The sequence below is a fragment of the Streptomyces sp. NPDC051677 genome (assembly GCF_044453465.1).
Classification (GTDB): Bacteria; Actinomycetota; Actinomycetes; order Streptomycetales; family Streptomycetaceae; genus Streptomyces.
Window position 1 is genome coordinate 1 of record NZ_JBITCT010000109.1, and the last position, 12,332, is coordinate 12,332.

At 69.3% G+C, this 12,332-nt stretch carries 6 protein-coding genes and 1 pseudogene; 5 read left to right on the top strand and 2 right to left on the bottom strand.

Features of this window, described 5'->3' with window-relative positions:
- Positions 1–90: 90 nt before the first annotated feature.
- Both ACIBAF_RS48295 and ACIBAF_RS48300 read right to left on the bottom strand, forming a co-directional pair.
- Complete coding sequence (locus tag ACIBAF_RS48295) at positions 91–465, bottom strand: helix-turn-helix domain-containing protein (protein WP_399473072.1); 375 nt, start codon at positions 463–465, stop codon at positions 91–93.
- The gene (locus ACIBAF_RS48300) at positions 465–728 is read right to left on the bottom strand and encodes a hypothetical protein (protein ID WP_383887285.1); all 264 of its coding nucleotides are present in this window, start codon (positions 726–728) and stop codon (positions 465–467) included. The genes ACIBAF_RS48295 and ACIBAF_RS48300 overlap by 1 nt, the downstream gene beginning before the upstream one ends.
- A gap of 564 nt (positions 729–1,292) precedes the next feature.
- Here ACIBAF_RS48300 and ACIBAF_RS48305 point away from each other — a divergent pair.
- The 5 genes and pseudogenes from ACIBAF_RS48305 to ACIBAF_RS48325 form a co-directional block, all read left to right on the top strand.
- The gene (locus ACIBAF_RS48305) at positions 1,293–1,826 is read left to right on the top strand and encodes a hypothetical protein (protein ID WP_106428586.1); all 534 of its coding nucleotides are present in this window, start codon (positions 1,293–1,295) and stop codon (positions 1,824–1,826) included.
- Positions 1,823–3,892, top strand: coding sequence for a DEAD/DEAH box helicase family protein (locus ACIBAF_RS48310; protein ID WP_399473074.1), 2,070 nt, complete (start codon positions 1,823–1,825; stop codon positions 3,890–3,892). Before ACIBAF_RS48305 ends, ACIBAF_RS48310 begins: the two co-directional genes overlap by 4 nt.
- Complete coding sequence (locus tag ACIBAF_RS48315; protein WP_399473076.1) at positions 3,882–6,602, top strand: TerD family protein; 2,721 nt, start codon at positions 3,882–3,884, stop codon at positions 6,600–6,602. The genes ACIBAF_RS48310 and ACIBAF_RS48315 overlap by 11 nt, the downstream gene beginning before the upstream one ends.
- 954 nt (positions 6,603–7,556) lie before the next feature.
- Positions 7,557–8,021 (top strand): annotated as a pseudogene (locus ACIBAF_RS48320) (AAA family ATPase); the annotation flags it as partial.
- Between the two features lie 3,382 nt (positions 8,022–11,403).
- Positions 11,404–12,332, top strand: a 929-nt coding sequence (locus ACIBAF_RS48325; protein WP_399473078.1) for an IS3 family transposase, incomplete at its 3' end; no start/stop codon positions are given.

The window sequence follows — 12,332 nt, forward strand, 5'->3', positions numbered from 1 at the left end:
CGAGTACTTTCTGGGGGCGGCCATGGTCGATGTTCCTCTCATGAGAACCATCTGACCCTCTGTCAACACACTCCGCATCTCGGGGGAACCTCACAGGGAGGCGGGGGTGCGGACTTGCCGGGTCCGTCGGCTGCGGCCGGCCAGGTGCGGGCGGGCCTTCTCGATCGCGGCTGCCTTCCACAGGCTCAGGGCTGTCGCTTCTCGCCTCTGCGTGGAGTGGCTGCCGGGGTCGCCGGCGGCGCGGGCGTAGGCGAGTACGGTCTCGAGCGGGGGCAGGTGGGTGCCGCGGGCGGCCTGGCTGAGGGTGGAGGCTCCGCGGTACCCGGGCGCGTTCGGTGGGCCGGTGCGCTCGGACAGGGTGGCGTAGGTGGTACGGGTGTCGTCCTTGAGCTGGCGCAGGTAGGCGGCCAGGGTCCGCAGCCGGGGGCTGGTGGCGGCGGCGACAGGTTTGGTGGGGCGGCCCATCACCGGCTGCGGCGGCGGGAGGGCTCGGCGACGTTGCTGGAGCGGCGGCCGGTGATCAGGTCGGCCACTGCGGCGGCCACCACGACCAGCGCGGCCGGGACGGGCCGGTTGCCGGCGGCCAGTCCGGCCGATGCCAGGACGACCACGACGATGACCACGACCTCGGGGATGCCCAGCCGACTGGGCTGGGTGCGGGCAGGGAGGTGGCTGGCGCAGAACGCCGGCGGCTCGGGGCTGGCGGCGGGCAGGGGAAGGGCGGACATGAGCAGCTCCAAGAGGGTAGGGGTGAGGCACCCAACCCGGGTGATTCGGGAAGGGATTGGTGCGAGGCGAGATCCCGCCGTCGATGCCTCAAGGTTCCCTCGCCGACGCTCTCAAGGCCAGCCTGATCGGCGCCCGTTCAGGCTGACGTGTTCACCGTCGTGAAACGCAGGTACGTCGTTCGTCCCTGTTCAGACCACCTGGAAAATCGGGTTGACCCGAAACCATCCAGGGCCTGCATCGTCCCCTGGTACAGCTGACCGAGAGGCGTGTGAAGCGAAACTCCCGACTCCGGACACGAGGTCGAGTGGGCGACAAGGACCTCTGGTTCCCGTTCTTCGACCGGCGGCAGTCGGCCGAGGTGGGTGACGGAGAGCGGAGTACATATCCGCTTTCGGGGTGCACAGAGTGTGTGGCTGCGACAATGAAGTACCGCAGGGGGCGGTTGGGGCGACTTCGCTGTAGGTGAGGGTGCAGGCCTCTTTGTGTGAAGGGGGAACATGGGGGCGTGGTTTGAGCGCATGGCGGCTGTCCCTGGCCTTGCCTTTGCCGGGAGCCCGGGTGTCATGCGGGAGGCGCTGCCGGGCGCAGGGGTTCGTCCGGACGAGTCGTACGGCTCGCCGATGTGGCCGACCGCAGAGGGGAGTACGTCTGCGACACCGGCCAGCCGGCATGTGCCGTTCGACGCGCGCGGCGCTGAGCTGATCGCCCGTGTCTGGGAGGCGCTGGAGCTTCCGGGCTCGGCCAGGGACTACCACTTTGTTCTGCAGAGCGCGGTCGATCGGCTGTGGAGTACACGTCGTGCGGAGCCTGGGGCCCTCGCCGCGCTTGAGGTGTTCGCCCTGCTGGACTTGGAGTTGATGGAAGCAACCCCGCACGCGGTGTCCTTCGACACCACTGATGCACCGGCGGCGTTTGTGCGGGTGTCCTCGGTGCCACGGTTGATCGGCCTGCTGGAGCGCGAGGGCGCCTTCACGGAAGCACTTGAGCTGGCGCGGCGGTTGGCCCGTTTCGGGCAGGGCGAGGATGTGGCAGCCCGGCTGTCGGAGAAAGCCCAGGCGCTGGTTGCCGAGGCTGCGGCACAGGGTGGATCGTCATGAGTGCGGGTCTGGAGCGACTGATCCCGGCTGCCTCCTACTTGGAGGAGGCGTTCTTGCGGTGGGTGCTCACGCCGGCCGTGGATGCGTCGATCGTTGCGCGGGTGCACAGTCAGCACCCGGTCACCGTCAACGAGCGCACTTACCGGCTGGACTACCTGATCGCGGGTGAGACGCTGCAGTTGGCCGTCGAGCTCGACGGGTTCGCCTTCCACAGTGACCGGGCCGCGTTCACCTACGACCGGCTGCGACAGAACGATCTGGCCGCGGCCGGCCTGACCGTTCTGCGGTTCTCCTACGACGCGGTGCGTACGGACACGGCGCGCTGCGTGGCCCAGTTGCAGGCGATGCTGAGGCAGGATCCGCTCCTGGCGGCACTGGTGACTACCGTGCCGCGTATCGAGATCCCGGACATGGCTGGCGATCCGATGCGGGCGGCCGATCCGCCTGGCGGTGCCGAACTGCCCTCAGGCGGGGCGTACTTCGCTGGTGTACAGGCCAGGGTGGACCGGGCGCCGTTGCGGGAGTGCCAGGACGAGGCATTGGCCGCGTTGGCGAACTACTACGCCTCCGGCGGCCGGCATGCGGCTGCGGTGATGGCGGTGGGGTCGGGCAAGACGGCCCTGGGGGTGGCGGCCGCGTTGTCGTTCAGCCGACGGCGGGCGCTGGTGGTGACCCCGGGCTCGGTCATCCGCGGCACCTTCGCCAAGGCCCTCGATCCGGGGATGCCGGGCAACGTCCTGTATGGGCTGGCGGGCGGGCCGCTGCTGCCCGGTGCCCGTCCGCCGGCCACGCTCGTCCTGGACGCGGACGACGGGCAGATCAGCCAGGTCAGCCGTGAGCGGCTTCTGAACGCGGACATCCTGGTCACCAACTTCCATGCGCTGGGCACGGGCGACAGTGACGGGGACCTGCTGGCCAAGCTGGAGACGGAGGACATCGACTTCATCGTCGTCGACGAGGCGCACATCGCGGCCAGCGCCTCCTACCAGCGGCTGTTCGCCCACTTCCAGGGTGCGCGCACCCTGCTGATGTCGGCGTGCTTCCAGCGTTTGGACGGCAAGCCGATCGACGCCGATGTCGTCTACCGCTACCGGCTGGTGGACTCCGTCGCGGACGGGTCGGCGAAGAACCTGCGGGTGCACCGGTTCGCTCCCGAGGTGGCGTCGACGGTGTATGAGGCGGTGTGGCCGGACGGGCGGCGCGAGCAGATCGTGGGCCGTGACGCTTTGCTGGCCACGCTGGGCGACGAGCGGAAGATGGCACGCATCACGGCACAGTCCGAGGCGCCGATCCGCCAGGTGATGGCCGTGACGCGGGCGTGTCTGGATGCGCAGGCCAAGCTGCTGGCGCCCGTCAAGCCGAGGGTGCTGTTCGCGGCGATGGGCCAGGCGCATGCTGAACAGATCGCGCGGATCGCCGAGGAGTACGGGATCCTCAGTGCCACGCTGCACCACAGCATGCCCGCCTCCGCGATCGCCTCCACCCGGCGGCGCTTCGAGTCCGACGCCGGGGATCTGCAGGGCATCGTGCAGTTGCGGATGCTCGGCCAGGGCTACGACTTCCCGCCCATCACCGTGGTCGTGCCGCTGCGCCCCTATGGCAGCTTCGGCGAGTTCTACCAGTTCGTCGGCCGCGGTGTCCGCGTCCTGCGCCAGACCGCGGTGGCTGCCGACCAGCAGTACCTGGACGTGGTCTGCCATGCCGAACTCGGCCTGGAGGAGCATCTGGAGGCCATGTGCGCGGACAACGACATGGACCCCGCTGTGCTCCTGGATGTCCCGCTGATCGACGCCACCACCATGGAAGGGGATCTCCCCGGCCCCGGCGGCGCCGCGGAGGGGGCCGGTGGGGGCGGCCTGGGCGGGGTGGACGCGTTCGTGCTGTACGAGCGGGGACGCGTCGAGCAGCGCGTGGTGCACGAGCTGGACCGGGTGGAGGCCCGAAGGACGGAGCGGGAGATGCAGCTGATGGCCCAGCGCTACGCCGTCTATGCGCAGAACACCGCTGCGCCGGTGCCGTTTGAGCAGTTCGTCGAAACCATGCGGAGGCTGACCGGTGGCCAGTGACCCGACACGCTGGTGGCAGCCGGCCGTGGAATGCAGTCCCGAGCAGGCGCTCGCCCTGGAGCGGGCGGCCGGGCAGCAGCGACGGTTCGCCGACATCGACGCCCTGGCGGCCAGACTGCTGGCCGCAGGGCTCGCCGGACGGCCGGTGGCCACCGTCGTCCCCGGCCGAGGACGCCACACGCCGGACAACGCCAAGGTGACGGCCCTCACCCGGGAAGAGGAAGTCTTCTGCGCCAACGCCTTCGGGGTCCAGGAGCAGCAGCGGCTCGGGGCGTGGTACCTGCCGCAGAAACTCTCGGTGAAGGCAGGGGCAGTCAATCTGCCGTATCTGCTGCGGGAACGCCCTGCCCACGCTCTGACGCTGGCCGCCGATGACACTGCCCGTCTCACCGCGGTGGAGGGTTGGGACACGGTGTTGCTGTGGGCGCTGCTGGTGCCGCTGTTCGAGACACTGCTTCAGCCGGTGCGGCTGCGGGCGGCAGGAGAGATCTTCCCGCGCACAGAACAGCAGCGGTTCTGGACACTCATCGAGGAGCGTTACCGGCTGCTGGGCATCAACGCGAGCGCGCTGGAAGCCTTCCGCTTCGGCGGCGGCTGGCACCAGCTGGACCGTGCGGGACAGCAGCAGGCCCGCCTTCGTTTGCTGGACACCCTTGCCGCCGCCGACCTCGTGCAGCTTGCCGCACGTCACCGGATCCAGCGGTTGCAAGGGCTGATGGCTGGTTTCACCAAGAAGGCCAGGACGGGAACAGCCCTGGCGCGCCGGGTGCTCACCAAAGAGCTGCAGCCGGTCGTCTCCGCGTACTTCGGGGGTGACTGGCTGGCGGTGCTGGATTACCTTCAGGCTCCCCCGCACCCGGATGAGGAGATCATCACCGCTCTGCCCGAGCCACGTCTGTACGTCGGCATGGCCACGCAGACGGCCGGCATGGCGGCCGAGGCGGGCATCGCGGAGGACGAGGTCCATGCGATGCTCGCGGCCTTCCTCGGCGGCGGCAGTTCTCTGTCTCCGGTGGAGGAGCGGGCTGCGGCCCTGCGCAGCTGGTGGGCGGGCTTCGACCAGGCGCATGCCGGCCAGTCACGGGGAATGCCGTCGTTGTGGGGGCTGGTCGATCAGGATCTGATGAGTCTGAACCGGACCGAGCAGGGGTACACCCCTCAGTTGTACCGGCAGCGCCTGCCCGCCGATGTCCTGGAACGGGTGGGGAGGCTGTGGGAGACGGTGACGCTTGCGCGGTATCCCGGCACCATCGTCAGCAACCCGCGCCCGCACCAGACCATGGCCGAAGCCCTCGGTCCCGCGGCCGAGTTCTGGCACGGCGTGGGCCTGACCGCCTGGTTCGTGTGCGAAGGCCCCTACTCCCGCACCACCTTGGACCGCGTCGACCGCTATTACAGCAGGCCGCTGGCCGCCCTGCGCGCGGCCGGATGCCCGGTCGACACCGCCTTCTTCCGCGAACTGCAAGCCGCCGAACAACTCCTCGGGCCGGAGGAGGAGATCACGGACAGCGAGGACAGTACGGTCGAGACCCCGCACGGGCAGATGACGTTCACCTCCAGCATGAGTCACGGCGCCCGTCGGGACGGCTTCGAGCGGGTACGGGACGTCATCACACGACACCGGCGGGCCTGGGCCGAGCAGTATCTCGGTGCCTTCGTGGAGGGCCGCTGGCGCTCCGAGTTGGAGGAGGTCGCCGACCAGCATCACCGCTTCGTCGCCGCCAAGGGGCGTCCCCCCACGCTGCCCCAGTTCGCCCGGTTCGCGACCACAGCAGCCAACCACTGGACGGGCGGCGACCTGGGGGCGCTGTACACGGCCATCGGCGAGCCGACGCCATCCCAACAGGAGCGGCCTACCCGCCTACTGACTGAGGACGGCTACGACTTCGGCCGCCGCGTGTACCAGGAGCTGGGCGGCAAGCCCGTCGACCACGACACATGGGTGAACAACCCGGAAGAAACCCAACGGCAGTGGCAGCTCAGCCGCCTGGCCACCGAAAGCCTGCGCCACCTCCAACTACAGGAAGCACTCGGGCGGCCGCCGACCGCCAAGGAGTTCGGCGCCCAGCGGCTGACCTGGCCGTGGCCTGGTGAGGAAACCGAAGGCTGGCCTATCCTCCAGCATGTCATCGCGGCTCTTACTGGTACCAGCCTGCCGCCGATCGCACCCCCCTCCCCCGCCGTCCCGGCCAGCAAGGGGGAAAACGCTGCTGGGCAGTTGCTGGCCAAGGGGGCTAACACGGCCGTGGCCACGGAACCGACGACGGTCCGCATCACCTGCACCGGCGCGCCCGTCGATGTCTCCGCTGTACTCCTCACCCGCAACGGCAAGGTACGCGACGACCACGACCTCGTCTTCTACAACCACCCCAGTTACGACGGGGTCAGCGTCGGAGGAGACACCGTCACCGCCGATCTGAACCTTATCCCCGACGACATCACCTCCATCGCCGTCATCGTCAGCATCGACCTCGAGGCCCAGCCCGCCGCAGTCTTCGACCACCACACCCAGTGGCACGCAGACATCACCCAGTCTTCCAGCGCCCAACTGGCTTTCGCTCCGGGGCCGTTCTCATCAGGCGAGACCGTCACCGTCGCGGTGGAGCTCTACCGCCACACAACCGGATGGAAGGCCCGCGCTGTCGGGCAGGGCTACAACACCGGCCTCGCGGGCCTGGCTACCGACTACGGCATCAACGTCGACGCCTGACACCCTCTGTCTGGTACGCGAAGCCGTCGACAACCGGGTAAGTGCGGCCGTCGCCGTCGATCTCGCGTGCGAGAGCCGCTGCTGGTGCCCAACCTGCAAGGTGTTCCCGGAGCAGCTGGATCTTGCACACACGATCTCCCCTTGGGTTTCCGTTCCGTCCCGGTACGTCAGGGAGGTTAGGGTGACCGTGAAGCGCACCACGGGGGGGTGCCAAGTGAGCAGGGCACGCTGGAGGTGAGCATGGGGCTACGCCCGACACACCTTGGCTACGCTTACCAGGACCTGCTCACCGCGCTGCGACTGGTGGACCTGGCGGTGGGACGTGCGAATTCCCTGCTGGTCGACACGAAGATGTTCACCGGGGACCGATTCGATGACATCACGTGCGAGTGGGGCACCGGCAGCCGCGAGCGGCTGCAGATCAAGCACACGGATCATGACCGCGCGTTGTCGCTGGAGAGTTTCACGAAGGACAAGCGAGGCCTGCGCCTGGATCTGCTCTTCTCCTCCATGGACCACGACTTCACCTCGGATCCGGGTGCCTCGCACCGCCTCGTGGTGCGCGACACGGAGCCGGAGGATCCCGAGTTGACCCGGGTGCTGCGCCCGGTCCGCACGAGCACCGATCCCGGGCCTGCACTGCACGGCTTGAGCAGCAAACGGTTCCGTTTCGACGCCGCTGCGCTGCGTGCACACGCTCCGTGGAAGGAGATGCTCGCCCAGGTCAGTGATGACCTGCTCAACCGCGCTTGCGCATCCCTGGTCGTCGACACGGATCTTCCGGCGTGTTCGCTCAACATTCGCGAGCCCGGGCCAGCCGAGGCGGCCCTGCTGCACCGCATCACCGAAGAACTCGGTGCCGGACGGCCGCCGAACCGGCACCGCACGCCCGAGGAGGTGGCGCTGGCTCTGATCGAGGCGGCCAAAGCGGCGCGCAGCCGGGCGGGGACGGTGATGGTCGAGGACCTGCTTCCTCGTCTGAGTCTGGAAGTCGACTTCGGAGCGGTCCGTGAGGGGCACCCCGTGGACCGTGCCACCGAGGTGAGACGTCCTACGGTGCTCACGGGCGTGATCGCGGCTGTGGAGGACGCTGCTCAGCAGGGGGGTGTCGTGGTGGTCACCGGTGCTCCCGGCATCGGCAAGTCGTGGTTGTGCGAGCAGCTCGGGGATGTGCTGCGGGAGAGCTGGCTGGCGGTGCGGCATCACTGCTGGCTTGGCGCTGCGGACATCGACCGTGAGCAGCGTGTGCTGACTGAGGTCGTGATCGGCAGCCTGCTGAAGCAGCTGGGGACGGCCGTTCCGGAGGCGCTGGCGCAGGTCAGGCCACGCTACGCGGCCACGCCGGAGACGCTCACGGCCGCGGTCACGGCCGCGCGCGGCCTGGCACCGGACCGGCCGATCGCGCTGATCGTGGACGGTATCGACCATGTCAGCCGGGTTCTTGGATCCACCACCGGCAGCGCCTTTCGTCCGCGGGTGGACCCGGCGGCCTCTCTGGTCGCGGACCTCTCCGCCCTGGAACTGCCGCCCGGTGTCGTGCTCGTCCTGGCCAGTCAGCCCGGCCCTCACCTCGAGGCCGTCGACGCCGGTGCCTCCCGTCTCACCGTTGCCCCGCTCAACCGCGCCGAACTGCATGCTCTGGCGGACCGCCTGGGCGTGTTGACGGCCCTGGCGTCCTCCTCTGCCGGTGAGGGGCTCGATCCCGCTGCGCGGGCGGAGGCCGCGGTCGCACTGATCGAGGAGCGCTCTCGAGGCAACGCCCTGTACGCCACGTATTTGTGCCGGCAGGCCGTTGGTCCTGCCCCGGGCCTGGGAGCGGTGCCGGCACCGGATGGTGCCGGCGATCCTCTGGAGAGGTTGCGGACGGTGCCGTCGTCGGCGCACGACCTCGACGACTACTACGCCTATCTGCTGGCCGGTCTGACCCCCGGGCAGCGTTCTGCTGTCAGCATGCTCGCGGTCTGCGACTTCGCTGTGAGTGCGTCGGAGCTCGAGGAGATCTTCCCGCTGCCCGGAATGCAACTCGGTGCCGCGCTGAACAGCGTGGCACCGATCGTCGCGCAGCAGCCGGGCATCGGCGGACTGAAGATCCATCATGAGAGCTTCAGCCGCTTCATCCGCCGGGTAGACGGCGACGACAGGTGGGTCGATCAGGTCCGGTCCCAGGCCGCCGACTGGTTGTCCCAGCGGGGCTTCTTCACCGATCCCCGCGCGTTCCGGCACCTGCCCGAACTGCTGGCCGCTCTGGGGCGCGATGACGAACTCGCTCTGCTAATCGAACCCGATTTCCTCTCCCGCGCGATTGCCGGGCTGCAGCCTCCTCAGGCCATCGTCCACACTCTGACCGTTGCCGCGCGGCGTGCGGCGGTCCGTAACGACTGGCCCACACTGGTGCGCTGCGTCGAACTGAGCCGGGCGCGGGCGACGTATGAGGACGAAGGGCTGCCGGGTTCCCTGGTGCCGTATGCGGATGTGCTGGTGGCGCTGGTGGGAGCCGACCGCGTGGCGGCAAGCCTGATGTACGAGGGTGTGACCACGATGGCGGCGCGTTGGGGCCTACAGCTGTGCGCGGCGGTCGACCGGGCCGGCTGTGCCGCCCCGTGGGAGGCGTACCTGACGGCCTGGGACGAGGCACGCAAGGAGCGTGTCCACTACGGTTCCGAGAGCGATGAGTCGGTGTTCCTGGCGGAGTTGCGCGGACGGATCCGGCTGCCGGCCCAGGCTGCTGACAATGTCGAGGTCGGGCAGGTCCCCCGTACGCTCGCGCAGCGGGTGGCCCGGTTCCTCGACCAGGAGGCTCTGACGTCGCCTGAGGATGCGCTGGGTGTGCTGTTGGACTGTCTGGGTCCAGACCCGTTGCTCGAGAGCGCGGAGCTCATCGAGCAACCCGACCGGCGCGCGGCCCTTTTGCTGCACCTTGCGGACGCCCATGGCACGGCGGGCGACGCGCTGCCGTCTGCCCGCGCGCTGGCCACCGCGGCCTGGGCCAGCGGGCCGTGCGACCCGCGGCGCCTGCTCCGCCGTGGCGTGGCAGTGTCGGACCTTGCCGAGGAGATCTTTTCCGGGGACATCGCCGCGGTTCTCGCGGAAGCAACACAGAATGTATTGACCGACCGTGCCAGCGGCCTGTCCGGCCCGGTGAACAGGTGGCTGACACTGCTGGCCGTGGCCCATGCCGCCGATCCGCAGGCGCCCGCCCGACTGCTCCCCCTCCTGGAGGGCGATGGCTTCTACCGTGCCTGGCTGCGCTTCACCCTGGCCACCGTCGGCCTGCACCGCGACGTCGAGGCGGGCATCCTCACAGCCGAAACCGCGTCCGTCACCGTGCGTGTGGCGCTCGAACAACTGGCCCTGCATGCACACGCGTTCACGGGCAGCCCCCGGGCTTGCGATCTTGCGGACATCCACCGGCAGGTGCGGCAGGTGCTGCACGACGCCGTCGCCCTGCTACACGGCGATGATGTCGCTGTGGGTGTCGCCTCCCTGCAAGCCGTCAGCCAGGGCACCACCACTTCTCTCATGGGCATGGCCGGAACCGGCCCGCTGATCACCACGGAGCTGGTGTCCCTGCTCGCCGGGAGCGTCGGCCAGGCAGGGGCCGACGTCGTGCACGAGCTCATGCGCACGCTGCGCGAAGCGCAAGCCGAGCGCCGTGCTCTGTATGCGGAGGACGCCGACTTCGAGCTTGAGATGGCACGCGTGAGTCTCGCCTGCAACGACCCGCATGAGGCGCAGCGGTGCTGGGAGCGTGCCGCCCGCTACATGGGGGCATACGGCGGCCACAAGGACATCACCATCGAGGAGCTGCTGGATCCGCTGCCTCAGCTCCTGCAGGCCGATCCCGTCCAGGCGCAGGCGCGTCTGGCGCATACGCAGCCTCTTGTCTATCTCGTCGCGGACTGCACCGACGGGCGGGGCACGGCGGGAACGCCGCAGGAGTGGTGGCGTTCCCTTGCGCACCTGGATCCGCGGGGTGCCGCGCAGTTGGGCGCCCAAGTGCTGCTGGCCGAGCCCGGGCTGCCCGATGGCCGGGTGGGCGCGGCCCACCGGCAGCTGCTGGCCACGCAGGCTGACACGGCCGACCCCGTCGTCCTGGCCGCGCTCCGCATCGCCGCTGGACCCGATGGCCGCAGCATCCAGCAGGACGTTGCTCTGCTCACCAGGCTCGCTGACCTGCCCGGCGACGACGCGGCCCGCGCATCGCGTCTCCTGCCGGTGCTGGCCAATGCGATCACCTCCACCTACGACGACCAGACACTGATCGCCGCATCGCAGGCTGCCGGGGACGAGCCCACTTCTGCGCTGCGCACAGCAGCACAGAGTTGTGGCGGTGAGGGTGGCTCGCCCTGGGCGCCCCGGCCCGTGCCCGACAACACCTCACGTGACTGGTTCGGCCCCGAGAAGCGCCCCACCACAGACGCGTATCTGCACGCCCAGCAGCGCCCGACGCTGCCAGAAGGTGCTGCCGGCGCGCTTGCTGCGGTCCGTGACCGCAGCAGCAAGGCGTACAACGCCCCCTCGGGCCCACGGTGGTCGAGGGATGCCCTGGCCAATGCCGTCGGGTGGCGGCTCTTGGAGATCATCGACGGTCAGGGAGCAGACGCAGCCGCCCAGTTCCTGCACCGGATCGCCGACGAGATGAACGCCTCCAACCCTCTTGAGCTACTTGCCGACCTCGCCATGGGGCTCCGCTTGCGCCAGGACAGCGATCCTGGTGTCTACGGCCCACTCGCCGCCACGGCGGGCATGCTCGCCTACACCAAGATGCGAGGCGGCGGCGGATGGCGTTCCTTCGGCGGCAATGACCGGCTGGATCTGTGGCAGCAGGCGCACTCCGCGGACCCGGCCACCGCAGCCCGCAACCTCGCAGACCAGGTGGCCCACGCCGTCGCCGAGGCGTCCTACAGCCGCACTATCGGTGTCAGCCTGGCCCTGGTCTCGGCGTTCGCTGTTCAGCCCCCGCGGCGAGTTTCTTCGCGGCCGAGCTCGACCGGCCACACACACGCTCGTAGCGTTCATCGACGAGCACCGGGACCGCTTCGGCGGGGTCGAGCCGATCTGCAGGACGCTCACCGGGCACGACTGCAAGATCGCCCCTTCCACGTACTACGCCTACAAGAAACGCCTCGAAACCCCCTCCGCCCGTGCCGTGCGCGATACGGAGCTCAAGGAACGGATCCAGGAGGTCTACACGTCCAACTACCGTGTCTACGGTGCCCGGAAGATCTGGCGTGAGCTGAACCGGCAGGGACATGCGGCGGCCCGCTGCACCGTCGAGCGCCTCATGCGCGAACTCGGCATCCAGGGCGCGGTGCGCGGCAAACGCGTCATCACCACGATCCCCGGCGGACAGGTCCAGCGGGCCCCCGACCTGGTCGACCGCGACTTCGTCGCCGCCGCTCCGAACCGGTGCTGGGCGGCGGACTTCACCCACGTGAAAACCTGGTCCGCGACCGTCTACGTCGCGTTCGTCGTGGACACCTTCTCCCGCCGGATCGTCGGCTGGTCCGCGGCCACCGTGAAGGAGACCGTCTTCGTCCTGGACGCCCTGGAGATGGCCATCTGGCAACGCGACCGCGACCAACAGCCCATCAAGCCAGGCGAGTTGATCCATCACTCCGACGCCGGGTCGCAGGGCGAATTCAACTGGTCGTCGCAACACCTTCTGATCACGGAGGTGTGCAATGGGACGACCGAGGAAGCAGATGCCGCAGGCGCCGCCGGGTGCGC

Bases quoted from the DNA above. Each gene is read 5' to 3' on its own strand.
- ACIBAF_RS48295 (WP_399473072.1), bottom strand. From the start codon at position 465: ATGGGCCGCCCCACCAAACCTGTCGCCGCCGCCACCAGCCCCCGGCTG.
- ACIBAF_RS48300 (WP_383887285.1), bottom strand. From the start codon at position 728: ATGTCCGCCCTTCCCCTGCCCGCCGCCAGCCCCGAGCCGCCGGCGTTC.
- ACIBAF_RS48305 (WP_106428586.1), top strand. From the start codon at position 1,293: ATGCGGGAGGCGCTGCCGGGCGCAGGGGTTCGTCCGGACGAGTCGTAC.
- ACIBAF_RS48310 (WP_399473074.1), top strand. From the start codon at position 1,823: ATGAGTGCGGGTCTGGAGCGACTGATCCCGGCTGCCTCCTACTTGGAG.